The organism is Candidatus Pantoea bituminis (genome assembly GCF_018842675.1).
Lineage (GTDB): Bacteria > Pseudomonadota > Gammaproteobacteria > Enterobacterales > Enterobacteriaceae > Pantoea > Pantoea phytostimulans.
In genome coordinates this window covers 195,816-221,517 of record NZ_JAGTWO010000005.1, presented here as the reverse complement: position 1 = coordinate 221,517, position 25,702 = coordinate 195,816, and the positions used below count along the sequence as shown (strand labels likewise).

Annotated in this window: 20 protein-coding genes and 7 pseudogenes; 12 read left to right on the top strand and 15 right to left on the bottom strand. The window is 48.8% G+C overall.

The features are described from left to right. Positions 1-88: 88 nt before the first annotated feature. The 3 genes from KQP84_RS23550 to KQP84_RS23540 are packed head-to-tail and all read left to right on the top strand — an operon-like array spanning position 89 to position 1,295. Positions 89-394: a carboxymuconolactone decarboxylase family protein gene (locus tag KQP84_RS23550; RefSeq protein WP_215848516.1), complete on the top strand. Its 306-nt coding sequence runs from the start codon at positions 89-91 to the stop codon at positions 392-394. Continuing rightward, positions 394-783 (top strand): tautomerase family protein, encoded by a 390-nt coding sequence (locus KQP84_RS23545; protein WP_215848515.1) that lies wholly within the window; start codon positions 394-396, stop codon positions 781-783. Before KQP84_RS23550 ends, KQP84_RS23545 begins: the two co-directional genes overlap by 1 nt. Continuing rightward, on the top strand, positions 780-1,295 hold the full coding sequence (locus KQP84_RS23540) for a DUF4865 family protein (protein WP_215848514.1): 516 nt from the start codon (positions 780-782) through the stop codon (positions 1,293-1,295). The genes KQP84_RS23545 and KQP84_RS23540 overlap by 4 nt, the downstream gene beginning before the upstream one ends. A gap of 69 nt (positions 1,296-1,364) precedes the next feature. On the opposite strand, the gene KQP84_RS23535 is transcribed toward KQP84_RS23540, so the two are convergent. From KQP84_RS23535 to KQP84_RS23525, 3 genes and pseudogenes are all read right to left on the bottom strand, one after another. Beyond that, positions 1,365-1,691 (bottom strand): hypothetical protein, encoded by a 327-nt coding sequence (locus KQP84_RS23535; protein ID WP_215848513.1) that lies wholly within the window; start codon positions 1,689-1,691, stop codon positions 1,365-1,367. Between the two features lie 125 nt (positions 1,692-1,816). Then, positions 1,817-2,706 (bottom strand): annotated as a pseudogene (locus KQP84_RS26345) (dihydrodipicolinate synthase family protein). Positions 2,707-2,719: 13 nt separating this feature from the next. Beyond that, positions 2,720-3,414: pseudogene (locus KQP84_RS23525) on the bottom strand (B3/B4 domain-containing protein). A 43-nt stretch (positions 3,415-3,457) separates the two neighbouring features. On the opposite strand from KQP84_RS23525, the gene KQP84_RS23520 reads away from it, so the two are divergent. The 6 genes and pseudogenes from KQP84_RS23520 (at position 3,458) to KQP84_RS23495 (ending at position 10,738) form a co-directional block, all read left to right on the top strand. After that, positions 3,458-4,060, top strand: a complete 603-nt coding sequence (locus tag KQP84_RS23520; RefSeq protein ID WP_215848512.1) for a helix-turn-helix domain-containing protein — start codon at positions 3,458-3,460, stop codon at positions 4,058-4,060. Between the two features lie 190 nt (positions 4,061-4,250). Then, positions 4,251-6,367: pseudogene (locus tag KQP84_RS23515) on the top strand (TonB-dependent receptor). 10 nt (positions 6,368-6,377) lie between these two features. Continuing rightward, positions 6,378-7,397 (top strand): ABC transporter substrate-binding protein, encoded by a 1,020-nt coding sequence (locus KQP84_RS23510; RefSeq protein ID WP_215848511.1) that lies wholly within the window; start codon positions 6,378-6,380, stop codon positions 7,395-7,397. Positions 7,398-8,158: 761 nt separating this feature from the next. Next, positions 8,159-8,632: a MarR family winged helix-turn-helix transcriptional regulator gene (locus tag KQP84_RS23505; protein WP_215848510.1), complete on the top strand. Its 474-nt coding sequence runs from the start codon at positions 8,159-8,161 to the stop codon at positions 8,630-8,632. 369 nt (positions 8,633-9,001) lie between these two features. Further along, a pseudogene (locus tag KQP84_RS23500) lies at positions 9,002-9,330 on the top strand (DHCW motif cupin fold protein). A 676-nt stretch (positions 9,331-10,006) separates the two neighbouring features. Further along, positions 10,007-10,738 carry a YoaK family protein gene (locus KQP84_RS23495; protein ID WP_215848707.1) on the top strand — a complete coding sequence of 244 codons (732 nt, stop codon included), beginning with the start codon at positions 10,007-10,009 and terminating at the stop codon, positions 10,736-10,738. Positions 10,739-11,450: 712 nt separating this feature from the next. Here the strand turns inward: KQP84_RS23495 and KQP84_RS23490 are convergent. From KQP84_RS23490 to KQP84_RS23480, 3 genes are all read right to left on the bottom strand, one after another. Further along, positions 11,451-11,615: a con-10 family general stress protein gene (locus KQP84_RS23490; protein ID WP_215848509.1), complete on the bottom strand. Its 165-nt coding sequence runs from the start codon at positions 11,613-11,615 to the stop codon at positions 11,451-11,453. 337 nt (positions 11,616-11,952) lie between these two features. After that, positions 11,953-12,504 (bottom strand): GNAT family N-acetyltransferase, encoded by a 552-nt coding sequence (locus tag KQP84_RS23485; protein ID WP_215848508.1) that lies wholly within the window; start codon positions 12,502-12,504, stop codon positions 11,953-11,955. Between the two features lie 56 nt (positions 12,505-12,560). Further along, positions 12,561-13,352, bottom strand: a complete 792-nt coding sequence (locus tag KQP84_RS23480; RefSeq protein WP_215848507.1) for an MBL fold metallo-hydrolase — start codon at positions 13,350-13,352, stop codon at positions 12,561-12,563. 177 nt (positions 13,353-13,529) lie between these two features. On the opposite strand from KQP84_RS23480, the gene KQP84_RS23475 reads away from it, so the two are divergent. Then, positions 13,530-14,006, top strand: a complete 477-nt coding sequence (locus KQP84_RS23475; protein WP_215848506.1) for a GNAT family N-acetyltransferase — start codon at positions 13,530-13,532, stop codon at positions 14,004-14,006. Between the two features lie 71 nt (positions 14,007-14,077). Here KQP84_RS23475 and KQP84_RS23470 read toward each other — a convergent pair whose 3' ends face one another. From KQP84_RS23470 to KQP84_RS23460, 3 genes and pseudogenes are all read right to left on the bottom strand, one after another. Then, positions 14,078-14,764: a DJ-1/PfpI family protein gene (locus tag KQP84_RS23470; RefSeq protein WP_215848505.1), complete on the bottom strand. Its 687-nt coding sequence runs from the start codon at positions 14,762-14,764 to the stop codon at positions 14,078-14,080. Positions 14,765-14,954: 190 nt separating this feature from the next. Beyond that, complete coding sequence (locus tag KQP84_RS23465; protein WP_215848504.1) at positions 14,955-15,695, bottom strand: nitroreductase family protein; 741 nt, start codon at positions 15,693-15,695, stop codon at positions 14,955-14,957. Between the two features lie 112 nt (positions 15,696-15,807). Continuing rightward, a pseudogene (locus KQP84_RS23460) lies at positions 15,808-17,024 on the bottom strand (diguanylate phosphodiesterase). 344 nt (positions 17,025-17,368) lie between these two features. On the opposite strand from KQP84_RS23460, the gene KQP84_RS23455 reads away from it, so the two are divergent. Beyond that, positions 17,369-17,764 carry a VOC family protein gene (locus tag KQP84_RS23455; RefSeq protein WP_215848503.1) on the top strand — a complete coding sequence of 132 codons (396 nt, stop codon included), beginning with the start codon at positions 17,369-17,371 and terminating at the stop codon, positions 17,762-17,764. 78 nt (positions 17,765-17,842) lie between these two features. On the opposite strand, the gene KQP84_RS23450 is transcribed toward KQP84_RS23455, so the two are convergent. Continuing rightward, positions 17,843-18,568 (bottom strand): SDR family oxidoreductase, encoded by a 726-nt coding sequence (locus KQP84_RS23450; protein ID WP_215848502.1) that lies wholly within the window; start codon positions 18,566-18,568, stop codon positions 17,843-17,845. Positions 18,569-18,664: 96 nt separating this feature from the next. Between KQP84_RS23450 and KQP84_RS23445 the strand changes: the two are divergent. Further along, positions 18,665-19,548 (top strand): annotated as a pseudogene (locus KQP84_RS23445) (LysR family transcriptional regulator). Between the two features lie 97 nt (positions 19,549-19,645). On the opposite strand, the gene KQP84_RS23440 reads toward KQP84_RS23445, so the two are convergent. The 5 genes and pseudogenes from KQP84_RS23440 to KQP84_RS23420 all read right to left on the bottom strand — a co-directional run bounded on the left by KQP84_RS23440 (position 19,646) and on the right by KQP84_RS23420 (position 25,444). Then, on the bottom strand, positions 19,646-20,041 hold the full coding sequence (locus KQP84_RS23440) for a (R)-mandelonitrile lyase (RefSeq protein ID WP_215848501.1): 396 nt from the start codon (positions 20,039-20,041) through the stop codon (positions 19,646-19,648). Between the two features lie 286 nt (positions 20,042-20,327). Beyond that, positions 20,328-23,458, bottom strand: a pseudogene (locus tag KQP84_RS23435) (efflux RND transporter permease subunit). A gap of 23 nt (positions 23,459-23,481) precedes the next feature. Then, positions 23,482-24,642, bottom strand: coding sequence for an efflux RND transporter periplasmic adaptor subunit (locus KQP84_RS23430; protein ID WP_215848500.1), 1,161 nt, complete (start codon positions 24,640-24,642; stop codon positions 23,482-23,484). Positions 24,643-24,676: 34 nt separating this feature from the next. Next, positions 24,677-25,138 (bottom strand): helix-turn-helix domain-containing protein, encoded by a 462-nt coding sequence (locus tag KQP84_RS23425; protein ID WP_309140189.1) that lies wholly within the window; start codon positions 25,136-25,138, stop codon positions 24,677-24,679. A gap of 51 nt (positions 25,139-25,189) precedes the next feature. Next, a complete protein-coding gene (locus KQP84_RS23420; RefSeq protein WP_215848499.1) occupies positions 25,190-25,444 on the bottom strand; it encodes a YdgH/BhsA/McbA-like domain containing protein in 255 nt (84 codons plus the stop codon). Positions 25,445-25,702 lie beyond the last annotated feature (258 nt).

Below are 25,702 nucleotides of genomic sequence, written 5' to 3'. Positions count from 1 at the left end.
AAGCGGGATTGTATGTGCTGATTAATTTGATATTCAGGATTATAGCCTTTCTCCACACTGGTTCCATCAATCATAAGGAGAAGAAAGAATGGCAATTTCATTAACCCGCGAAACGCTGGCGCAGGCGGCACCGAAACTCGCTGAACTGACTCAACACATACTGTTTGAGGATATCTGGACGCGCCCTGAACTTTCACCCCGTGAGCGTAGCTTGATTACCCTGGCGGCGCTGACCGTGCAGGGCCGAGATAAGCAGCTGAGTTGGCATATCGACTTTGCACGTCAAAACGGGTTATCAGAAGAAGAGATAACCGAGGTGTTTACCCATCTGGCTTTTTACGCGGGCTGGCCCGCAGCGGTTTCTGCCTTAAACACTTTTATGGAGAAAAGCTAATGCCATTTACCCGTATTACCGTGCGTGAAGGCATGAGCGAAGCCACTTTACAGCAGATATCAGACATTCTTCACCGCGCATTAACGCAAGAATTTTCGGTACCTGAGAAGGATCGATTTCAGGTGATTGAAGTGTTGGCGGCGCAACGGCGAATTTACGATGCGCATTATCTCAGCGGAACGCGAAATGATGATTTTATTCTTTTTCACATCGTCGCGGGTAAACCGCGCACCCGCGAACAGAAGCAGCGTTTTTATGCATTACTCAGCGAGCAGCTGAAAGTCAGCCTTAAGATTCATCCTGACAACGTGATGGTGATTATCCAGTTTAATCGCGCCGAAGAGTGGAGTTTCAGCGGTGGGAAAATGTATTGTCCGGAGGCGTTATGATCATCATGCACTATCGCTTCAGCTTGCCCGCTGATTATGACATGACAATCATTGAGCGACGTATTGCGCTAAATGGCGCTCGGCTAATGGGCTTTCGGGGGCTTATTTTCAAAGCCTATTTGTTTGCGCGAAAACAAGACGCTGAGTTAGCCGTCTCTGAAAATCGTTACGCACCGCTTTACCTCTGGCAAGATGCCGAATCGATGCATCGCTTTATACAAAGTCCCGGATTTGCTGCGTTGGCCCGCGATTTTGGTTGGCCAAAAATTGAAACCTGGACAGCGCTGGAGGCACCGAAAGACCTCGCACTCATCAGCGCTTCATCATTCGTCGCGATAACCAAACAGGCTGTGCTTCCTCACAGCGATCTTTCGGTCATTAAACCGGCGGGAACAGTTTCAGGCTGGGATGTGAGCCGCTGGCAATTACTGAACGTTGATTTTTCATCCACTGCACCGTTAGCGGGTGAGGACAACTATCGCATCGGTTATGTGGCGGGTGAAAATATTTAAACGCCGCTGTCGCTGCGATAACCGATCCGATACAGCGTCTAGGGGTATGGCCCGTTTCTCAGGGGCGAATTACTCATTGAGCAGACGCTGGCAGGTGATGTTGTCCTGTGCCGCGCTGGCTTGGTCTTGCGGAGATAAGGTCTGCCAGGTTTTCACCACTTTTTTGCCTAAATCAGCATTAAAATGGATTTTTTGCAGTGCGTAATCTGAATTACTGCCTTCAATCACGCCAGACATATCGCTGAGGAACACTGTTTCATCCTCATGATTAATCCCGCAAAAAACAGAGACGTAATAGGCTTTATCTTCTGCGCTGTAATGCGGCATGAACCACCAGCCAATAAGCGCAATAATCAGCAAAGCGGGAACGATAATTTTTAATTTTGAGACGACCATGTATAACTGCACTCTCTAACGCGCATCCACTTGGAAAGGAGCCGGATGCTTCAAAAAGAGGGCATATCCTGCCACAAGCAACTCTGTTGGATAAGCCTTTTTCGTTACGTTAGGTCGTCATTTAATTAAGACAACTGCACACTTTCAATCACATCGCTGATTTCCTTACAGACATCGCCATGCAGTGTTTTGAGTGGTAAAGGTAAGCAGCCGTTTTCGGCAAGACCCAACATAGCCGCAGCGGAAGCCACAACGCGTAAACTGCCGTATTGGCGAAACAGCGCCCAAAGTGGCGCAAGTTTCGCACTTTGCTGCGCGGCTTCATCACCCTTACCTGTTATCGCCAAATGGGCAATTTTCATCGCAACGCGTGGAAAAAGCCCGCCAATAACCGAATACCAGATCTGGCAGCCTGCGCTGAGGCTTGGGGCGGCAAAAACATCACCGCTGATGCCGAGAGAAACATGCGCGGGTAACGCGTTTTTTAAATTCGTAATGCGATTGAGGTAATTTTCACTCTCGGGATAACCGCCCAATAATTTAATGGAAGCCACATTGGGAAGCCGTGCAAGATTGAGCAAGAGAGAGGGCTGAAATCAAAATGGGTGGTGCCGGGACTTTCATAAATACACAACGGCACTGAAATCTCTCCTGCAACCGTTTCGTACAGGGAAAAGACTTCATCCAGCGTGAGTTTTTGGTAAGAAACAGGTGCTAAAAGCAGCGCAGAAGCCCCCATTTTTTGCGCATTTTCTGCAGCGATTAAAACGTCGCGCGTGCGCAACGCGCCAATGCTGGTCATTACCGGTATCCCGTTAGCCTCCTCAACGGCAAGCCTGAGCAAATGTGCTCGCTCTTTCAGCGTAAGATAGGCATAACTTCCCGTTGATCCTTGCACGCAAATAGAATCAACTTTTGCATCGACTAAACGCGTAATTATTTTAAGGTAAGCGTGCTCATCAATCTTTGATTCATTGAGAGGCGTGAGAGGAAACGCGCTCATACCGGTAAACATAGGTTGCTCCTGATTAGACGATATCGAATCCAATCAACTGTTTATTGATCTGCACGCCGGGCATCATCTGTTCCAGTCCATGGATCAATTCATCGCCTGCGCGATGCAGGGCTTCAAGCGGCATAGCAGGCAAACTTTCTAAAATAAACCACATCTGCTGCGCATGTGCATCAAGCCGGGTTCTTACACCCTGACGCCAGTTCCAACGGCGACACGTTACGCCTTTATCATCACACCAGATAACTTCACCCGCTTCAGGAGATTCAAATATGATCTCTCCTTCCTTTACGGTATCAAAACGTTCTGTTCCATCAGCTACCTTTAAGCGCGGTTGGCTCGTATAAGCAGTGAAATTTTCGCCGCCGACCGGTAGCGCGTATTTAATGCTGATCGCGTTGTAGAGATCCACAACCGGATCGAGAGCAGGCAGATTCCCATCGCGTGATACGCGTTTACGTAGCGCTTCGGCAGAGCAAGGTGTGCGCTTGGGTTTTGCACCAAACCGTTTAAACGCGTCTGCCCAGGCGGAAAGGTGGGCGTCTGCCCAAGGAAATCATCGTTATTGGCTGCAAGACAAGCCTGCCGCAGCGCTTTTTCCGCCACCTCGGGATGGATGAGTGGGGCCGCTTGCACCACCACACTAAGCGCCCTAAAACCGGGTGCGATCTCAGAAATAGCCGGGTCGATTGACGGGGAAACGCTAAACATTGGATAATCTCTCAGTGACTAATTTATCTCATAGTAGTGACCAATGACCAGAAAAGTCAATATAACGACCGATGCGGGTTCGGATATGAACAGCGTTAATCAGGCTGTCTCCCTCAGCATCAAGAACTTTCGTAAAGGCCAAAAACTTTCGCTGGATGAGCTGTCGCGCCGTGCAGGCGTCAGCAAAGGTATGTTAGTTGAAATAGAAAAAGGCGCGGCAAATCCCAGTATCGCGATTCTCTGCAAAGTTGCGGCTGCCTTGGGTTTATCAGTGGCAGATCTGGTCAATGTAACGCATGCGCCCAATGCCTATTTAATTGAGAAAGAAGATATTCCAACCTTATGGTCTGGTGAAAAAGGTGGCTCCGCGCAGTTGCTGGCAGGCACAAGCGGGCCCGATATGATTGAGTTGTGGCGCTGGGAAATGTTCCCCGGCGAACGGTTTAGTTCAGCCGGTCATCCACCTGGCACGCTCGAATTGCTGCACGTTAAAGCGGGCATTTTACAGCTTGATTTAGGTGATGATGTGCTGAACATTCAGCATGGATGTTCTGCTGTTGCAAAAACAGACCAACCCCACGCCTATTCAAGTGCGAACCAGCAGCCGGTAACATTTTTTATGACAGTGGCTGAACTGCATAAGTAACGTCATCTCTCCTGCCATGCCTCATTTGAATGTATAGCGCGCTCACTAAGGCGCATTATTCGTTATGTATTTTTAAATATAGCGGTGCATGAAACCCTTTTAGCGTTATATAATAAATTTAATAACGAAATTAGTTACTTACCGTAATTACTTGATCGCTCTTTTTTATCACCATTTGCATAAATACATAATGAAACCGCTAACTTTTTATACTTTGAGCACGCTCAGCCTGACAATATTCACCGCTCTGCATCATGCGCACGCCGAACAATCCGCTCCCGATGAGACGCTTGTTGTGAGCGCCGCCGCAGACAACACGCATTCCCCGATCAATAAAAAGGCGACATTAGGCAATCTTGGTCAACAAGAGGTACGTAATACGCCTTGGTCGGTTCAAACCGTGGCACCTGCATTAATGAAGCAACAACAGCTCAAAAGTGTCAGCGATCTCTATCGCTATATGCCATCCGTTCAGGGTGACGGCGCACGACCGCAAACACGGGGTATGCAGGGAAGTGTGGTGCAAAATAGTATGATCGATGGGCTGAATGTGGTTTCCACCACTGATTACGCCGCAGAGCAATTTGATCATCTTGAAGTGTTGAATGGGTTGGCCGGATCGCTTTATGGCCCGTCAAATCCTGCGGGATTATTTAATTTTGTTGCGAAACGCGGCACACATTTACCGCAACATTCGGTCACTGTTGGCGCAGGAACCGGCACCAGTCGGCTGCTTTCAGGGGATTTTAGCGGACCGTTGGATGATAACGATCGTCTGCGGTATCGCCTTAATATGCTGGATGATGAAGGCAACGGCTATGTAAGCGGAAGCAAAAAGCGGCGTCAGCTTTTTAGCCTGGCTGTTGACGCTAATCTTTCCGATCAAACCGTCTTAGAAACTAACTTCAGCTATTACCATTTTTATGACAAAGGCTTACCGGGAAAATTTGCTTTGGGTAACGGACTTTCGTTTCCTGCTGCGCCGGATCCAAAGCGCGCCGGTCTTGGGCAATACTATGCTGGCGATAATAATCATACGCTGACTGCCAGCGCACATCTGAAGCATGATTTTGATGGTAACTGGCAGGGCGAAATTGGCGTATTACGTCAAATCGCCGATCGCGAATCTACTGGGGTAACAAACACCTTTACCGATAACGCAGGTCATTACACCACCACAACTTCGTCGGCGACCGCCAGTCGTTTCACCATTAATAGCTATATGGCTAACCTTAATGGCGAAGTTGATACCGGCTGGCTGCACCATCAAATCTCAACAGGATTACGGGGATTCGTCTGGAAGAATATGAATCCCCTGAATGGCGCAACGCAGACGTTGGGAAGTGCTTCACTGGCTAATCCTGCCACCTTTGGCGAACCGGATTATCCCGACTTTACTCAGCGCTATCACTCTGCGACTGCAACGCAGCATGCTTTTTGCTCAGTGATAACCTCGCTTTTAATCCTCAATGGAGCCTGTTGCTGGCGGGAAGTGAAAGCCTGTTGAGTTCTGCTAACTACGCTAAAACGGGTGCTCGCACCAGCGAGTCATCTGATAACGGATTCAGCGGTTCCGCCAGTGTGATGTTTAAACCTGTCGATCCGCTCACCTTGTATGTTTCTTATGCAGATAGCCTGCAGCAGGGCGATACCGCACCAAGTGGTGCCAACAATGCCGGTAACATTCTTGCGCCTTATCGCAGCAAGCAAATCGAAGCAGGCAGCAAATTGGCGCTGGGTGACGTGCTGTTAACGGCGGCGGTATTCCAAATCAAACGGCCTTTTGCTTATACCGGGCAAGACGGTAATTACGCTCAGGCGGGTGAACAGCGCAACCGCGGCATTGAGCTCATGGCCGATGGCGATGTGACGCAGAATGTTCATCTTTATGGCGGCATGACCTGGCTGGATCCTCGTTTGCTCAGTACTGCCAGCGAGGCGACGCAAAACAAGCAGATTGTCGGGCTGCCAAGGTATGCCGCAAACGTGTTTGCGGCGTGGGATCTGCCGGTGCTTGTGGGTTCAGATATTCATGGCGGCATTCACTATGTAGGGCGACGCGCTACAGATAACGCGAATGAGAGTTGGGTGGGCAGTTACACCACGCTCGATGCAGGCGCGGCCTACCACACTCAACTCTTTAATACGGCCACCACTTTCCGTTTTGACATCACCAACCTGACCAATCGGCATTACTGGACCAATATTGTCCCGGGCGGTTTAAACGGTTATAGCGGAGCAGGTTACGCAAGTGCCCAGCTTGGAGAACCGCGCATGATGCAGGTTTCAATGCAGTTGGATTTTTGACAGGAAAATTATGTTTCACAAGACGTTGTTAACACTTGGCCTCACGCTATCCATGACGTTAGTAAGCACTAACGTTTTGAGTAAAACATTGAGCGATGATGCTGGAAATAAAGTTGAAGTAGTGAAACCGGCCCAACGGATCGCCGATGCCTGGTATGCGCATCATTCACTGTTAATGACATTAGGTGCAGGCGATCGCATTGTCGCGACCGTGAATCATCCCAACGATCGTCCCTGGATGTTTACTGTTCAACCTTCGCTCAACCAGGCTCTTCAGGTGCATGGCAAAGATTTCTCTAGCGAAGCGCTGATAGCCCGTCAAGTTGATGCGATTTTTGTTCCTGCTAATGATCCCCAGGCGGACGCGTATCGGCAGGCTGGCATTGCCACGCTGATGATGAATTTCGATGATTTTGCGAGCATGAAGCGTTCTTTACTGACCACTGCTGAAGTGGTGGGTACTCAGCAAGCTATGCAGCGTGCGCAAGATTACAATCGTTATCTGGACCAGCAAATTGCGTTCATTAGTAAAAAGACGGCGGGGCTTAATGCTCATCAACGCCCGCGCGTGCTGCATATCCAATCCTTACATCCGTTAAAAGTGGATGGACGTGATACGTTGATCGACACCTGGATAACACTCGCGGGTGGACAAAATGTCGCAGAGCAGATTAAAGGAAACATGAAAGAGGTGTCGCCAGAGGAGGTCATTCAATGGGATCCTGATGTGATCATCATTGGTCAGGGCGCAGGAAATTGGGCGAAGTCCGACTACGCATCGCTGTTTGCGAGTTTAAAAGCCGTGAAACAGCATCAGGTCTTGCAAAATCCAGCCGGTGTTTTTCCGTGGGATCGTTATGGCACCGAAGCGGCGCTGCAAATTCAGTGGGCAGCGAAGATACTGCATCCTGAGCTCTTTTCTGGCCTCAATCTTGTTCAAGCCACACAAACTTTCTATCAACGATTTTATGATTACCCGCTGGATGAAAAAGGCGCCAAAAGGATCCTGGCTGCGCTGCCGCCAGAATAAGAACCGGCGCGCATTTCATTGTGCTAGTGCCGCTGACCGCACTTTGCTGCATGAGGTAATTTATCAGGAACTGTTCCTGGGCGTGATTGAACCTGGATCGCGCAGCCGACATCGCCAGATCATGCAACAGCTGGTGGAGCAGGGCGCATAAGCAATCATCCTGCGATGTAATGAAATCATCTTGTTGGTGGATGCAACCGACGCCAGCGTGCCACTTTTTGATACCACGCGTGTTCATGCGCAGGATGCGGTGATTCAGGCTTTGATCTCAGCGGCCAAAAGCCATCCTATCCGGGCGGGCATTTCATTGCTTACTCATCCGTTTGTAACCGCTTCAGCTCTTGATGAGCCGGTGCAGCGCGAGCAACTGTTTTGCGGTTGGGATCGCCCCCACATACGATATCCCGCACGTTTTGAAACGGCTCACGTATCGCGCTGCGCTTATCGACGCAGGCAATGCTGCCTGGATCACATATGGAATTTACATGCGTGCCGCCGCAGGCATTCTTAGAGGCGAGGGCGGCAACGTCTTGTACACTTTAGGGTGTTTCCCTATAAATCGTTGCGTGTGCCCATTTTGAGATGATCAGATGCATTTGAACATCCACATGTTTCAGCGCGAAGCGAACCTGAACGCCACTTGCAGCGCCTGAGATGCTTATCCATGCGCATTATTTTGGAAACACGCTCCACCCTATAGTTTCGGTAAAAACTGTATCAGTTCGAACTGTAATTTACTGCTTCTGGAGTCACGTTAGTCAATGCCTAATAATCCTGACTTAATCCTCGCTGCTCCGCGGTGGCCACACGGCGATACCTCATTAATGCATCTGGTGCGTCGCGCGGGGCAACACTCTTCGACGTGCTGGAACCAAAGCGTCGATACCGGCTTGTCAGCCTTGCAGTACGCTATCCTGGTTGTGCTGGCAGAAGAGACAACCTGCGATCAGCAGACGTTGGGACACCGCGCCGGTTTCGGTAAAGCGACCGGGACATATGTGATTGAACGCATGTCTAAAGGCGGGCTATTGAGCGTGGTGATTGATCCTGCTAATCGTCGTCGGAAGCTGGTTACAATGACTGAAGAGGGCAAAATGATGATGGAGCGGATGATCGAGCAGGCAAAAAATGCCGAGAAGTTGATGACCGCAGGGCTGGACGTGCAGGATATTGCTGACTTGAAACGCCTGCTGATTAAGTTAGGCGGGTTACAGGAGCCTGCTGAAGAGCAATAAAGATACCAAGGCCAGGTTAGTAAACGTCAGATTGACGTGGGCTGTGTTCATTATTTATTGCAAGTAAGCCTGCTGTCACCCTCATTTGCCGGGCAGTTGCTCGCTTTTTAGAATGCAAAAAAAGAGATTTAGAAGGTGCATATTGCTGGCACATTATAAGTCTGACCCTTCTCCAGCTGGTGATATCGATTTCAAACTGCTGCTTAACGCGCACCTTGGTTAGGGAGAATTTAAGGGGCTTTTCTGTAAAGTCGATTCAGAACCTTTTTCTTAATAACTCGTGTAGTCTGAGGTGCTGAACGGATGAACGTTCATGCACGCCGTTCAAAAATCGGTAAGCAGGTGCAGCTAACCAAATAAGGAACACGGATGAAAATTGAGAACCTGCCGTTTGGCATGACAAACTGGGATGAAATTGAAGCTGAGGTGCATCCGGGTGAAAAGGGCAGCGCCTTATGGCGAACCCAACGTTTTAATGATATTCGCGTGCGCATCGTGGAGTATTCGCCGGGTTATCTGGCCGATCACTGGTGTGTAAAAGGTCATATTCTTTTTGCTTTGAGGGCGAACTGCACACTGAACTGGAAGATGGCCGCACGTTTGTATTGACGCCAGGAACCAGTTATCAGGTTGCTGATAATGCTGAGGCGCACCGTTCATCTACGTCTGTTGGTGCCAGGCTGTTTATCGTGGATTAGCCGGTAAGTCGCGTACAGAAAAATTTAAGGGCGCCTACAGCGCCTCTTTCACTGCAAGCCTTTACTGACCATGAACACCTGTTGGTTTCGTATCGTGGCGCAAGCCACAGCGCCATTGATCAACAACTGGCGCTGAAAGGCTTATAGCGGCGGGTGCGTTATGTCTCATCACACTTTTCTGCGCTACCGTTAAATCTCACACAGATGCCTGCCTTAGCCACCGTTCCTGATGGATTAGCGGCGGAAGGGATACCCTTCGGTTTAATGTGCAGTGACGTCCCGGTAAAAAACCCAGATATTCCGCTTTCTTTGCTATGGCACAAACGGCGCGACAACGTTCCTGCCCTTCAGTGGCTTCTTGCACGACTCAGAGAGTTGATGGTGAATTAATGGCTAAGTGGGAAGCTGTTATTTGACACTTTATTTAGTTTCTAAACTTAGCCGCTACTTAAATAACTTTCTACACATAAACGCACGTGGATGAGAAAAGGGCGTAGAATATTTACACTTCTACAAGTAAGCTGAATGAAATTTAAAATAACCACTAAATCAAAGAGTTAAATAGTAAGAGTATTCTGTAATAGCAAGCACATTGCGCATTAGGTTGTATTCTTTATTATGCTTACAACACATTAGTTGTTTCCTTTTCATCGCAAAAATCTTATCGGGGAATAATGTGCTAATAAAAAAGAAGCGCGTAAGATCGCACACTGAAGATCGCTATCTGGCTTTGGTGCTGGCGACGACGGCGGGAATATTAAATGCAATGGCGCTCGGTGCCTTTGGTTTTTTTCCTTCACACATGACGGGGAACGCTTCACAAATTTCGTCTGAGGTCTCTACTTCAGATCTTCATAGCCTGCTTTTTTTAGCGGTACTGATAACTGCATTTGTCATTGGTTGTACAACGGCACGCTTCGCTGTGTTTGCCGGGCAGCAGCGAAAAATGCGGACCATTTATTGCCTGATTATTCTTTTTGAAGGAATGGCATTAACTGCTGCCTCGGTTTTTGAAACCGTATTCTACTCGCCGAGTTATAACGGCGAAGTACTGGTGCTATTGGGGTTCTTGATGGGGGTGCACAACTCAACCTCAACCCAACTTTCAAATGGCCGTGTACGTTCAACGCACGTTACCGGAACCTTAACCGATGCCGGGATTGCTTTTGGTTCCTATTTGACTTCATTTATTTCGCGAGAAGATGCCAGCAATCGTCGTTTTTATCAGAAGCAATTGCACACGCATTTGACGACGATATTTTCGTTTTTGTCAGGTTGTATTGTCGGGCTGCTTTTATTCAAGTCGTTTGGCTTCAATGCCATGATTGTATTGGGTGTTTCTCTGATGATCATTGCTTCCAGCGCTATCGCAATAACGTTGCAAACGGCCGGCAAAAAGTTGTATTGATGTTGTACTGATAAAAAGGCTTTCTGACTATTTCAGAAAGCCTTTTTTGTTGAATGACTCAACGTAGATCAGGAGCGCTTGTCAGCTCGAATTTGTTCCATCCAGAGTAATCCACGTTCAGTACCTCAAAATTAATCACTGTTTGCCAAAAAGGCTTCACCCACGCTCAGCTTCCATTGATTGGGTTAATATCAACACGGAGCATATCTTTTTTAATTAATAACGAAATGTAGCTGTCCGGTTTTCCTGCCTCAGAACTCTGGTTGCCGCCAAAGTGTGATCGATAAATATAACTTCGCCATGACAGGGTGTAACTGCTCTTTAAACCATCTTTATTGAGTGCTGCTAAAATTAATCGGAAATAAAGGAGAGGGAAATATTTTCTGCCGGAGGCGTAGGGTGCAGGGAAGAGAGATTCACAGACCAGAAGAGCCGTTTTTAATAGAGAAATATTTAAGATCGTTGTGTAACGGGAGGTAATTGCAGATGATCAGAATGCGTGAATTTCTTTCAATAATAAATCAATCATAGACAGGTCAGGCGCTGTGCTATCGTGAGAGGCGGCGACATTGATTGTGGAAGTAGTTATGATTATTCAATCAGTTAGCGGAAGTATTTATCTATTAACTAAAAGAGACATCTATTCAGTAAAACAAGCAAAGAGTGAGGCAATCCTTTGCCTCTAATAATAAGCGAGATGATTCATGGCTTATTAACTGCGGCGGCTGGTTTGCCCGCCTTTCTTCCCTGCGTCGGACGCTTTTTCACGGTCATTTTTAAAATTGCCGCCGCTATGCTGTCCGCCTTTCTTACCGGCTGAGCTTGCTTTTTCACGGTCGTCTGCAAAGTTACCTGATCCGCCTCTGTGCTGAGTCATATTATGTTCTCCTCAAGAGTTTATATTGCATAACCATATTAACTCGGTCATGCGCGTCGTACAGACTTAATAATAGACAAGCTTTAAAAGCCTGCAAGCGTAGCGCGAAATTAATTTAAACACTGCAAAGCGATCGCATTTTTATACAGCGAGTTATTTTCATTGTGTTATTACTTTTTGTTTCTGCAAATGAAATTTTATATATTCCGTGAATGCTATCGTTTATTCCGTTCTACATTATTCAGCGTCTCCCTCACTGTTTTTCTTCAAAACAGTGAGGTGATGGTTAATGCATATGCAATAAATGAATATAAATCAATAATATAAACGCTTCAGATTACTTTTCGTGTTCAGCCAAATACTCTTCCCTTAGCAGCCCAAATATCCAGTCATCCTGCCACTCTCCGTCAAGATAATAGTTGCGCCGCAAAGTGCCTTCTTGGAGAAATCCTGCCTTTATTAAGGTTCTTTTTGATGTTTCATTGCCTGCCGTTACGGTGGCAACCAGCTTTCTGAAATCATGCTGCTTAAAAGAAAATTCAATCAGGGCCTGTAGAGATTCAATGCCATAGCCTTTTCCCTGAAACGCGGCGGAAAGGACAAAACCGACTTCAGCAATGCCTTCACCACGATCAATAAAACCTGTTGCGCCAACGGGCAAACCTGACGTTTTTTCATGCATCAACAGGCAAAGCCAATGATCACACCCTTTTTGCCACTCCGCTATTCGGCAATCAAAAGCATGTTCTCTAATCTCATCTTCACTGCGCGGGTCTGAAATATATTTCATCACCGACCTGTCCTGATTCAGCGCTAAAAAGAACGGCCAGTCATCAAGAGTAAGGCGGCGATAGAGCAATCTGTTTGAGCTGATGTCATCAAGGTGCATGCATTTTCCTTATGCCAGATATTTACGTGCTGCGTTAACGCTATCTTAAAGGCAGGTTACTGAAGACAGGCAATATATTTTTCACCTGAGCGCAGCACAATATCGTGTGCACTGTCGTGAATGTCTTGCCCTTCAAATGCTCCATAAAGTTGGTTGAAGTGGATGCCAGAAAGGCGGCGTGTCATTTCACTCACCACTGCTGCGGGCAGCGGAAGCATATTGGGGTAGCTCCACATAAACGAGACGGCATCTGCGCCGGGCGTGACCTGAACAATGTCGCCCGCAAGCAGAATACCATCGCCGCTGTTCCAGTGAAGCACGCAGCCGCCGGCAAAGTGTCCTCCCAGACGCAGGAGTTTTACAGAGGGCATCAGTTCCAGTTCATTGCCTTGCCAAAGGCGTATGAAAGCACTGTTACGCATGATCCATTCACTGTCACTGGCGTGGAGGTAGATGGGGGCGTTAAACGCCTCTGCCCACTCTTGCATGGTGGTGTAGTAATGAGGATGGGAAATGGCAATGGCGCTGATTCCGCCCAGCGAATCCACCAGCGTTTTAGTGGCCTGATCAAGGTTCGCGATGCAATCCCACAACACATTTCCCTCTGGTGCCCTCAGTAAAAAAGCTCGCTGATTAATAGCGAAATTGGGCACAGTTTTAATACTCAATAAATTCTCTGCATGTGACTGCCATTTATTCGAATGACTCTCTTGTAGGGCTGATAACGGTACCCATTTTTGTCCGGTAGCGGGCACATACTGACGCTCATCATCACATATTTTGCAGTGTTCTATTTTCACTGCTTGCTCTTCATAAGATGTACCGCATGTCGCGCATACTTTGATCATTGAGACGTCCTCATCTATTTGCTGAGATTGATTATAGAAGTCAGAAACAGGTTGAGTGAATGTTGGAGAAAGAGGCGGTAATCCAGCGGCTCTTTCTCTGCGGTGGCATTTTGATTCGCTTTAATGGTTTACTGAGCCAACAGAATTCATGCGTAAACATCTTGAAAGGAGAGTGCTGTGAAAGTGAGGCGGGCATCACCTAATGAAGCAGAAATTCTCTGGAAGATTAGAAATCTGGCCATTCGCCGTGGCTGCGCAGAAGTTTATGACGCTGCCATTGTAACGGCCTGGACGCCAGACGCTATGCCTGCCAGCTTCAGATCGGTGATTTCAGCCAATCCGTTTTTTGTGATAGATGGCGTCGAAGGTTCACCTGTGGCTACGGGTTTTCTTGACCTTGCGAGCAATAGCGTTGAGGCAATATTCACGCTTCCGCACTACGCCGGCAAAGGTCTGGCTAGCCTGATCATCAATGCGATCAAAGTTGAGGCGAGGAAGCGTCAAATATCGCATCTCACTCTTTCATCCACCCCCAATGCGGTCTCTTTTTATGAGCAGCACGGATTCGTTGCTGTGCAGGAAGGCCATTATTATTCCAGGCTGGCGCAAGCCCACTTAAAATGCACTGACATGGTCATCAATTTGTCGCGATGAAAAGCGCTGTTCTTAAGGATAACAACGCTTTAGCCGGGGGCTCCACAGCGGCAGCGCCTTAACCCTTTCGCTTAGCGGCCTAATAAGCGATCGCGCAGCGCTGCAGGTAGTCGGGGATCGGAACAGCGCTCAAGGTTCGATTCTGTCATCCGTTGTTGCATAGAAGCCGCAACTTCAGCAGGCGCTGTTTCTGGTCGTCCCGCATTAAAGGGCGGTGCTGGCGCATATTCCAGACCCAACTGAATACGTTGTGCCATCTCCTCACCATAAATCTCAGCGATAACCACCAGCGCAAAATCAATTCCCGCTGTTACGCCGCCGCCAGTAATAACATTGCCATCCTTAACCACCCGCGCATCATCAGGAATTGCACCAAAACAGGCTAACTTTTCACGCCAGGCCCAATGGGTGGCAGCCCGCTTATTTTTCAGCAAACCCGCCGCGCCGAGAATCAATGCGCCGGTGCAGACCGAGGTAATATAGCGAGCCTGTTGAGCGAGACGCTGTATATGCGACATATAGTCGCTGTTCGCTATTGCCAGCAAACAGCCGCCGCCGCCGGGTACACACAGTAAATCGCAGGATTCAATCTGGCTCAGATCCTGCAGTTCACTGAACACCAGGTTATCAGCCTTAATCGGCTCGCCTCCCAGCGAGGCAGCAATGACTTCTGTCTCGGGTAGACGGCTAAAAAATTGATGAGGTCCGGTAAAGTCGAGTTGCGTGACGCCTTGATAGAGTGGAATAACAATTTTCATTATTTATGATCCCTTAATGGCTGAGTCGGCAGTAAAGCGCAATCCTGAATGCCATTAATACAACAATGTCGCTCAGCTGATAAAGGGGTGGCGTGATGCAAATTCGTGTTATGACGTTGAAAGAGGCAGGAAACGAGAGGGGAAGGGCAATTCCCACCACGACAAAGTCGCGTAGTGGGAAAAGTGACGATTATTTATCGTTGCCAAAACCTTGTTTCAGCAGCGCGGATAAGACTTTCGGGAAGTAAATGTTCTGGTAGTAACCGCTGACGCTTTCGCTCCAGCTTTCGCCGTCGTTGCGTCCAATGTTCTGCCAGTGTGCAACCATTTCCTGATTGTAGTCTGAGATGTGCTGTTCTAAATCAGCAGATTGGTACGTTTCTTCATGACGGAAAGTGGCAACAGGCAGGCGCGGTTTCTGATGCGCTGGAACATCAACATGCCCAATCACGACACCCACCACCGGGAAAGTATGAGCCGGGAGTTTAAGCAGATCGATCATCGCTTCTGGATCACGGCGAATGCCGCCGATGGGCACAATGCCTAATCCTTCCGCGCGAGCCGCTGCCATAACCGCCCCTAACGCGATGCCGACATCAGTGGCGCCTGAAACGATGCTTTCGATACTTTGCTGAGCAATTTGCTGTTTATCGATGGCGGCCATCGCCTGGCCAGACTTGTGCATATCCAACACAAAAGTAATAAAGACCGGCGCCTTGGCAATCCAGGGTTGACCGCCTGCGATAGCGGCGATTTTTTCACGGGATTCCGCCTTGCGAGAGATAACCAGTGAAACCTGCTGTGAATTGACGGAAGTTGGCGCACGATAGGCAGATGCGACGATACGGTCCAGTGCAGCTTCATCAATGGATTGTTCGGTGAAGCTGCGTTCACTTTTATGGCTGGTAAAAATATCAAAAACGGGATTCATTTTTTTCTCCGGTTATAAACGCCGACAACTATACAATGTTGAAAGTTTGGCGTTTAACACCTTTTGCTTGATGTGCGTGTCCACTTATCACATGGCAGGGTAAACAGGCTGTTTATTCATCTTTGATTATCGGCCAGTTCACCGGCGAAACGCCATTAAGCTGTGGGCGAGCAAATAAAAAACCTTGGTAATAACGAATACCCGCTGCTTCAAGCCATAACCACTCTTCTAATTTCTCAATACCTTCCGCAATAACCGTAATTTCCAGTAACGTACAGCAGGTTATTATTGCCTGAACAATCGCTTGTTTCGGCCCGCTTTTATGAACATCACAGATAATATTGCGATCGATCTTAACTTTTTCAGGTTGAAATTTCGCCAGCAATGAAAGGCCGGCAAAACCCGCGCCGAAGTCATCAATGGCTAAGCCAATGCCAGCCGATCGTAATTGTTTGATAGCAAAATCAAATTCGTCAAAACGAGAGATGACCTCATCCTCCGTCACCTCTACTACGACTTGCTCAGGAACCAGTCCGCTGGCCTTGATCTCGCTGAGTAAAATATCTACCGCATTTTTTGTTGTCACTAAAGACATCGGTAAGAGATTCACTGAAATTGTCTGATCAACCATGCCCATTTTATTTGCCAGCGCAAAAGCAAAGCGTTTTGAGTCGAGATCAGCTTTATAAAGCGCATCTTTAGACAGTGTAGAAAAATACTCAGCCGGTGAACCGCCATCTGGACTGCGAATAAGCGCTTCGAAAGAGATAACTTTTTTATTAGCGACATCAACAATGGGTTGTAAGGCAAACTGACAGTTCTGACCCGGCTGGAAATTGTCATATTCTCTGTGTGGCGTGAACGGAAGCTGAATAAGATCCCAGCTTTCTAGACCAGCCGTATTTATAAAGGGTTTTTTATTATCATCTTCAACAAAAGTGCGAATGAATTTCAGCACTCTGTCATCATAAGTCAAATTAAAGCGGGACGTTCCTTTAGCCAGCACGGCTTGCAGTACCCGCTTTTTTCATAATGGCGCAGGTCAAAAAGCTCCATGCCGTGGTGGCCAAAACGCCGGGCGGGTGCGTAGTCGCGCATCAACTCAACCAAATTGTTGTGCCGCTTGTCATGGCAGATACGTTCATAAACAGCGCTTACACTCGCATCAGGCCCTTCCAAAACCTGAAAAAAATGCGCGCCGTCAAACAGCAAAATGCCGGTAACGTGGATCTTCTCATTGTTGATTCTGGACTTTTCTATGGTGTGCGCTAACGCACCCAACGATACGCCTGCAGACAGATGGCTTCTGTAGATAAGTGTCGACAGCATAGTCGTTCTCGAGATCTCTATTTTTAGCTGGCATGAATAAGCAGGTGCACTTTAGAACGTGTCTGACGCATTTTCCATCCGGCGGTTTACTCTTTTTAAGCCAGGGTCATCTTTATTCCGTTTCGTTTAAAGCCTGCCTACGCAATACCCGCAGGATAAAAGCAAATTTTAAAGAAAGCGTAGCGTTAAAACCTGTTAGTAATTATTGGGTTAATTTTATAGCGATCCAAAATGGCAACTCGACGAACGTTGGACCAGGATTTTAATTATCGACACAATTTTTTTAACCTTGATGGTTTATTGCGTAAAAATGATTTTCTAAACGGTGAAAAACAGGAGCCACAATGCTTAGCTATCTTTTTATCGGTGCCAATGATGTTGAACTTTCCGGGCAATTTTACGCCGCTGTTTTACTGCCACTGGGTTATGAAAAAGAAGTCGATGGTGAGCAGCTCATCTTTTCGCTGCCCGATATACCGGATCGACACAATGGTCCCGGCGCGGTGTTTATCAGCAAACCCTATAATGGCGGCAAGGCAGAACCCGGCAACGGCATGATGCCCGGGTTTCGTGTTAAAACGCGTCAGTTAGTTGATGAGATCTATGCAGCGGGTTTAATGGCAGGCGGAACGGATGAGGGTGATCCGGGCATTCGTGAGCGCTATAGCAGCAATTTCTATGTTGCCTATTTGCGCGATCCCGCCGGAAATAAACTGGCGATGTTCTGTAACGCCGAATAATGCGGGTAAAATCTTGGTGTATTTTTGCAGGCGTCAGGAAGAGAGCCACGCCCCGATGCCGCAACATCGGGACGTGGATTAGTGTGGCGCGCGAGTAGGGCGAACGACAATCTCATTCACATCAACATCATCCGGTTGTTCAATCGCGTAACGCACCGCACGACCAATCGCATCGGGCTGCAGTGCTATTGCGCGGTAGCTTTTCATCACATCGGCGGCTGACGGGTCGGTGATGGTATTCGCCAATTCACTTTCTACCACGCCTGGATGAACGCAGGTCACACGTAGCTGGCTGTTTTCCTGGCGTAATCCATCGGAGAGGGCGCGCACTGCAAACTTTGTCGCACAATAGACGGCCGCCGTGGGCGACACCGCTAATGCACCAATGGAGGCAATATTAACGATATGCCCGCGTTGGTGCGTCAGCATTGTCGGCAATACCGCAGCGATTCCGTGCAGCACACCTTTAATGTTCACATCGATCATCTGGTCCCACTCGTCGACGTGAAGTGATGCCATCGGCGACAACGGCATGATGCCTGCGTTATTGATCATCACATCAATGCGTCCCCATTTTTCCAGCGCGACTTGAGCAAATTGTTGTACAGATTCACGTTGCGTGACGTCAAGCGACTGAACGGCAACGTCTGCGCCATTAAAGCGCAGTTCTTCGGCCAATGTTTGCAGACGATCTACACGACGCGCGCCCAATAAGAGCGTTGCGCCTGCAGCAGCCAGTTCGCGGGCAATGCCTGCACCAATTCCACTTGATGCACCGGTTATTAAGATCACTTTGTTCATCATTCATCTCCTGTTTAGATATCGCTAGTGATCGTAAAGGCTCTCAGCTATAAAGATAAGCCACCTATTCCTTCATAGACTGGTAACAGGAACTAACCAATGCAGCTAGATAAAAATGCGCTGGATGTGTTTGTTACGGTAGCCGAAACGCGCAATTTCCGCGTTGCTGCTGAGCGGCTTGGCGTAACACGCCCGGCAATCAGTCAGGCATTACGTCGACTGGAAGATCGGCTAAACGTCTCATTGATGCGACGTACAACGCGCAGTATTAGCCTCACAGAAGCGGGCGAACGACTCTATGCCGACGTTGCACCCGCCATGCTGCAACTGAATCGCGCCGTTTCTGACATTACCGAGCTGGCGGGTGAACCGCGTGGACAGCTGCGTCTGGCGATCTCTTCCATTGCTGAGCGGATAATAGGCGGAGAATTACTGGCATCGTTTATTGAACGTTATCCGCAGGTTGAACTGGATATCACTGTCACTGACGACGAATTCGACATTGTGGCGCAAGGCTATGACGCTGGCGTGCGGCTGGGGAAATCATTGCGCAGGATATGATCGCCGTGCCGGTTTCTTCCCGGCAACGGCAGGTTACTGTCGCGGCACCCTGTTATCTGGCGCGCTATGGCACGCCACAACATCCTAATGAATTGATTCAACATCGCTGTATTGGTTGGCGTAAAGGGCCGGGATTATCGCCTTATCGCTGGGAATTTGCTGAGAACGGGCGTGAATTTGACGTGGCGGTAAATCCGCAGCTCACCACCAATGATATGGGCGTCATGATTCGCACCGCCTGCGCGGGCGGCGGTATCACGTTTGGTATGGAAGAGACGTTCAGGTCTTATATCGATCGGGGCGAGTTGGTAACGTTACTGGATGCCTGGTTACCCACCTTTGCTGGTTTTTATCTTTATTTTTCCAGCAGAAAGAATCTGGCAGCCAAACTTCGCGCACTCATTGATCACGTGAAGATGTGAATGAGCGAAGGGGGCAAAGATTTGATGAAAGTAAGTACACGCTAACTAAAAAGCCTGCATTACACAGGCTTTTTTATTGCTGTCTAACAACAGCCGCTTATTTACGGTATTGCTCGTCGCTGACTTTTTCCATCCAGTCAACCGGGCTGCCGTTTACTGACTCAGCGATGGCAATGTGCGTCATTGCTGTTTCCGGCGTCGCACCGTGCCAGTGCTTAACATCTTCTGGAATCCAGACAATATCGCCCTGATTCATGACGCGAATCTCTTCGCCTTCACATTGAATCCAGCCTTGGCCATGGATCACAATCAACGTTTGTCCAAGTGGATGTGTATGCCATGCAGTGCGCGCACCCGGCTCGAAAGTCACGGTAGCGCCGCCGACACGTGCGGGTTCGGTAGCCTGAAAAGGCGAATCAATGCGCACGGTGCCGGTAAAATAGTCTTCAGGGCCTTTGCGTGATGGTTGGGATCCGTTGGCAATAATTTTCATCTGTTTCTCCTTAAAGCGGGAAATGTGGCGATGACGTTAACTCTAGCAAAATCGTTTTATGAAGATTAGATGAGAAAACGAGAATGCATCTATGACTCCTTTTCATTAATTTTCTAAGCGTATTGAGAATGAAAGGAGAGTTGAGAGCGTTTTACAGAAGCCTCAGAAGAGTTAAGCAGAATAATCCCTGTGGGAACGCCTGCTTTTTAACGCGGATACTAAACATCAAGCCGAAAAATAAGCCAGCCATAATCATGGCCGGCTTTGATTACGCAAAACTCAGCGCTTATTCATCATCTTCGTCGTCATGCCGATTGCTGCCGAAGCGATTACGTACGACCACAAAGAATACCGGCACGAAATAGATCGCCAGCAGCGTAGCGGCTACCATGCCGCCAATTACGCCGGTGCCCACCGCATTTTGCGCACCCGATCCTGCACCTGAACTCAAGGTCAGCGGCAGCACCCCAAGAATAAAGGCCAGCGAGGTCATCAGAATGGGGCGTAAACGCATCCGCACCGCATCCAGCGTGGCTTCAATAATCGCTTTTCCCTCTTTCTCCATCTGATCTTTAGCAAATTCCACAATCAGAATGGCATTCTTGGCGGAAAGCCCAATGGTTGTCAGCAAGCCAACCACGAAGTAAACGTCGTTGCTTAAGCCGCGCAGTAGCGTGGCGACTAAAGCACCCAAAACGCCCAATGGCACCACCAGCATCACCGAGAAAGGTATCGACCAACTTTCATAAAGCGCAGCAAGACAAAGGAAAACCACGATCAACGACAGCGCGTAGAGTGCGGGCGCTTGCTCACCGCTCATCCTTTCCTGATACGACATCCCGGTCCAGTCGTAACCGATGCCGGTTGGCAGTTGTTGCGCCAGCTGTTCCATCAGCGCCATCGCTTCACCAGAACTTTTGCCTGGCGCAGGTTGGCCGAGAATTTCCACAGCAGGCAAGCCGTTAAAGCGTTCCAGGCGCGGTGAGCCGTAGACCCAATTTGCCGTCGAGAAGCTGGCAAACGGGACCATCTTGCCGTTGCTGGCACGCACATACCAGTCGTTGAGATCTTTTGGCATCATGCGATAAGGCGCGTCGCTCATGACATAGACTTTTTCACGCGTCCATTATCGACAAAGTCGTTAACGTAGCTGCCGCCCCATGCGCTGCTCAATGTCGTGTTGATGTCGGAAAGCGAAACGCCCAGCGCAGCGGCTTTTTCCTGATCAATGTCGATCTTATACTGCGGGTTGTCTTCCATACCGTTTGGGCGAACCGCGGTCAAGAGGTCAGGATGCTGACGCGCCAGCTCCAGCAACTTATTACGCGCTTCAGTGAGTTTTGCATGACCCAATCCCGCCTGATCGATCAATTCGAAATCAAAGCCGGTGGCGTTACCCAACGCGATAATAGGCGGCAGATTAAACGCAACCACCTGACCATCAATGATTTTGCTGAATGCTTGTGCCGCACGGCTCACAATGCCATCCACTTTGTTTTCATCGCCGGGACGATCGGCCCAATCTTTTAAGCCGATAAAGGCAATACCGACGTTTTGCCCACGACCAGCAAAGCCAAAACCGTTCACAGTTAACACATTTTCGACATTGTTCTTTTCATTGTTGAGGTAGTAATCATTGACTTGATCCAGCACCGCCTGAGTTCGCTCCTGCGTCGCGCCAGCAGGCAAAATGGCCTGAGTCGCCAACACACCTTGGTCTTCAGAAGGTAAAAACGAAGTAGGTAAACGCATAAACAACATCGCCATACCCACCACTAACACGCCATAAATCAGTAAGTATCGACCTGTTCCCTGCAACATCCGGGCGACAGAATGGGTGTAATGATGTGCACTTTGATCGAACGTGTGGTTAAACCAACCGAAGAAGCCGCCATGCTGCCCATGTGTTCCCGCTTTGATCGGTTTCAATAGGGTGACGCACAGCGCTGGCGTCAGGATCAGGGCAACCAGCACCGATAAAACCATGGCAGAAACGATGGTGATGGAGAACTGGCGATAAATCACGCCGGTGCTGCCGCCAAAGAAAGCCATCGGCACAAATACGGCGGAAAGCACCATGGCAATGCCCACCAGTGCACCCTGAATTTGTCCCATCGATTTACGCGTGGCCGCCTTGGGTTTTAACCCATCCTCGGCCATGACGCGTTCGACGTTCTCAACCACCACAATGGCATCGTCCACCAGCAAGCCGATAGCCAGCACCATGCCGAACATGGTTAAGGTGTTAATCGAATAGCCAAAGGCGTTAAGGATGGCGAAAGTGCCCAGCAACACCACCGGCACCGCAATGGTAGGAATCAGCGTGGCGCGGAAGTTTTGTAAAAACAGGTACATCACCAAAAACACCAGCACAATGGCTTCAATCAGGGTTTTCACCACTTCATGAATGGAAATGCTAATAAATGGCGTGGTGTCGTAGGGATAAACCACTTTCAAACCTTGCGGGAAGAAGGGTTTCAGCTCTTCAATTTTGGCGCGTATCGCATTAGCAGTATCCAGCGCATTAGCACCGCTGGCCAGCTGTATTCCCAATGCAGACGCGGGCTTGCCGTTGATTTTAACCACAAACTGGTAGTTTTCACCGCCACGTTCAATACGCGCCACATCATGCAAACGCACCTGCGAACCATCGCTGTTCACTTTCAACAAAATATTGCCGAACTCTTCCGGTGATGTCAGACGCGTCTGCGCAATGATCGAGGCATTAAGCTGCTGGCCTTTTACGGGTGGCGCGCCGCCTAACTGGCCAGCTGCAACCTGCGCGTTTTGTGTCTCGATCATGTTAATGACATCAACCGGCGTCAGCTGGAAGTTGTTCAGCTTGTTGGGATCGAGCCAGATGCGCATCGCATATTGCGAACCGAACAGCGTGGTATCACCTACGCCGTTAATACGACTGAGCGGATCCTTTAAATTAGCCGCGACGTAGTCAGCAATATCTTCCATGCTCATGCGGCCGCTTTCATCGACAAATCCCGGCACAAGGAAGAACACACTGGATGATTTACGCACCGTTATCCCTTGTTGCTGTACTTCCTGCGGCAACAGCGGCGTAGCGAGCTGTAATTTGTTCTGAACCTGAACCTGGGCAATATCTGCATCGGTGCCATTTTCAAAAGAGAGCGTCAATTGCAACGTCCCGGATGAATCGCTGGTGGAGGACATATACATCAAGCCATCCAGCCCGCTCATGTTTTGCTCAATCACCTGCGTCACGCTGTTTTGCAGCGTGGTAGCATCTGCGCCAGGATAAGTGGCACGGATCTGCACCGCCGTTGGCGCAACATCAGGATATTGTTCAATCGGTAGCTTGAGGATCGAAATCGCCCCGGCCAGCATGACGATAATTGCCAGCACCCAGGCAAATATCGGCCGGTTAATAAAGAAATTAGACATCAATCAATGTTCTCAGTAGGCGTTTAAGAAGCAGGTTGTGAAGAGGGCGCCGTATCAACAGGTTTCACCTGCATGCCGGGTTGGGCACGCTGTACACCAGAAGTAATTACGCGTTCGCCGGGCGCTATTCCTCCGGCAACCAGCCAGTTATCACCCACCGTTTGCGACAGGTTCAATGTACGAACTTCCACTTTGTTATCAGACGTCACCACCATCGCTGTGGGATCACCGTGTGGCGTACGCGTCACGGCACGTTGGGGAATCAATAACGCCTGTGGATTCACGCCTTCTTCCAGTCGCACACGCACAAACATGCCGGGAAGCAAATTGTGATGAGGATTAGGCACAATCGCGCGCAGGGTAATGGAACCGGTGGTTTGATCGACCGTGACATCCGAGAAGGCCAGCGTGCCCGATTCAGGGTAGGTGCTGCCGTCGGCCAGCAAGACGGTAACTCTGGCTTTGCCTGCTTGCTGTTGAAGCCTGCCGGAGGCCAACTCTTGTTGCAGTCGCAAAAAATCCTGGCTTGATTGCGTGACATCGACATAAAGCGGATCCAGTTGCTGCACGGTGGCGAGCGCATCGGCTTGACTTGCCTGCACTAACGCGCCTTCGGTTACTGACGAACGTCCTACGCGGCCGCTGATTGGCGAAGTGAGTGTGCTCCACGATAAGTTTATGCGGGCACTTTCAAGTGCAGCCTGCGCAGCTTCTACTGCGGCGCGGGTTTGCGCTGCCGTTGCCGCGGCCTGGTCGTAATCCTGGCGGCTGATATAGTGCGTTCCCAATAAAGGGCGATACCGATCCAGCGTCGCTTGCGCAATGCGGGCATTGGCTTTTGCTTCCGCTACCGCGGCTTTAGCATTGTTAAACGTGGCTTTGAAGGGGGCCGGATCAATTTGATACAGCACATCACCGGCATTAACGTCGCTGCCTTCAACAAAGGTGCGTTTGAGAATAATCCCAGCAACCTGCGGGCGCACTTCAGAGACGCGATACGCTGAGGTTCTGCCCGGTAAATCGGTGCTCATGGGTAAAGATTGAGGTTGTAACGTCATCACCTGAACTTCTGGCGCCTCAGACGATGAAGCCTTATTGTTCGCTGCATCATCACACCCTGTTAAATTTAAAATAAAAAGCGCACATAAAATCGCCAGAGGCTTTAACGCCACTTTATCAGGCATTTATTTTCTCCCGGAGAGAGGATTGGTTTGATTATTAAACCCACACATTCGCGTCGAAGCTGTGGGCGTTTAAACGGCGGAAGGTTGCAGGTGGAACATGATATTTTTTGGCAAACGTCCGTGTGAAAGATTGTTGTGAGTCGTAGCCATATTTGACTGATATATCGATAACGCTTTCGGAACCATCAATGAGATCATGGGCAGCCAGTTCCATTTTTTTATCGCGAATATAATGTCCGAGACTTTTATGGGTAATACGCTGAAACATTCGCTGTAGATGCCATTTTGAATAACCTGCACGTGCAGCCACGTCATCAATTTTCAACGGCTGTTTTATGTTGTCATCAATCCATGTCACCAGGTCTTGAATGATAATGTCATGTCTGTCCATTTTCTTACTCTCAGGGAATTTTAAAGAAGCAGGGGAAAGGGCGAATTGGCGCAACAAGCCGATGAAAAACGTGCCATAAATAAGGGAAGTTAATAAATCAGACAATATTGTTATTTGAAGCGCTGGCTTGTTTTGACGTACTTTCGTCCTTGCGGATTAACGGTATATTTCAGCAACGCCATAAAGTTTATTTTCACCGCCTGCGGAGATGATCTTCATTGAAGAAGCCCCTTCAGCGGCGGCTTTATCAGAGAGTTTTTCAGTTAAGCGGTCGAGAGAATAAGCGCCTTGCGCGGAGACCACGCCAATTTTCTCTTTACCCGTAACGTCGTTGGTCACATTTACCGCCAAGGCGCTGTTGATTGTTAGCAGCGTGGCAAGCAAAAGCAACGTAGTTTTAATGGTGTTCATAATGACCTCGATGTATCAGGATGAATGAAAAGATATCGATAAAGCCAACTTCAACGAAATCGTATCATTAACAATCACACTAAATTAGAGCACTAAACACGATAGGCGTTATGAATGATGGTCATCAATACTGCGCCAAAAAGTGAAGCGCCAAGGCGTCAAGCCCGCTATAACTCTGTCTACATCACATTGTGGCAAAGCAAAATTTAGAAATTATTGAGATTTGCGCATATATTCAGCTTATTCAGTGTATTTCCC